Origin of the sequence: Chroococcidiopsis cubana SAG 39.79 (assembly GCF_003991895.1) — a bacterium.
Lineage (GTDB): Bacteria > Cyanobacteriota > Cyanobacteriia > Cyanobacteriales > Chroococcidiopsidaceae > Chroococcidiopsis > Chroococcidiopsis thermalis.
Genome location: NZ_RSCK01000271.1, coordinates 1 through 891, shown reverse-complemented (window position 1 = coordinate 891; position 891 = coordinate 1). Strand labels below are relative to the sequence as shown.

Sequence of the window (891 nt, the reverse complement as noted above, 5' to 3'; positions counted from 1 at the left end):
TACCAAACAGCTCCAATGTGATTGTTCAGTTTTTTGGAAAATGATAGGCTTTCTCTCACCAGCCGAGAAACACGTTGTCTGAAGGTATTATTTAATCTTTCGATATGGTTAGTTAGACCCGTTTCTTTAGCAACAGCTTTATGACGTTTAGGAGGAATAACTGTCTTGTAAGCCTGCCAAAAATCTGTATATGCGAAAGCACGTTGTTGATAAATCTCTGGTAGAGAAGCCCAGAGTTTACGGGCTGATTTTCTAGTTCTATCTCCCACAAAACAACCGACAATTTTTCGCGACTTACGATCGATTGCTAGCCAAATATAAACTTCGTTCTTCTTGCAATCAACGAATGACCACATCTCGTCACATTCAATCAGCAATTTACCTAGTGTTTTGGCTAAAGCCTCGACCTGGCGCGGGGTTTGAGCTAGCTTTTGATTGACATAATCTTGTAACCAAGACCAACTTACTTGAGCCACTCTAGCAATTCCTCGCAATGATATCCTCTCAAGTAAGAGTCGATCAATCAGTTGTTTCGTTTCTTTTAAAACAGTAGTTTTAGTAGCACCGATAACAAATTGACGACTACAGATTTTACACTGATATTTGGGCTTGCCATTGTGAGTTGAACCATTTTTAATTGCATGCTCAGAGTTACAGGTAGGACAGACTCGTTTTAAAGGTTCTTCACATATTTTTGGAGATGGTTCTATCGACTCTCGTGTTAATCTCGACAGTAGTAATATGAATGAATAAAGTAAGAATGCTAAAATTGTTGTCATCAAAAATGCTAATTCGTGGGCAATTATCTGGGGATTGTTCGCATTAGCTAATATTATACAGGATGCTGACGGAGCAAGGGTTCTACCTCACCACTACTTCCGTATCACTACC

Annotated in this window: 1 protein-coding gene; it reads right to left on the bottom strand. The window is 39.3% G+C overall.

Annotated features, from left to right (window positions below; genetic code table 11):
• Positions 1 to 692: IS1 family transposase (locus DSM107010_RS37855; RefSeq protein WP_127025457.1), on the bottom strand; the 692-nt coding region annotated here is incomplete at its 3' end.
• Between the last annotated feature and the right edge of the window lie 199 nt (positions 693 to 891).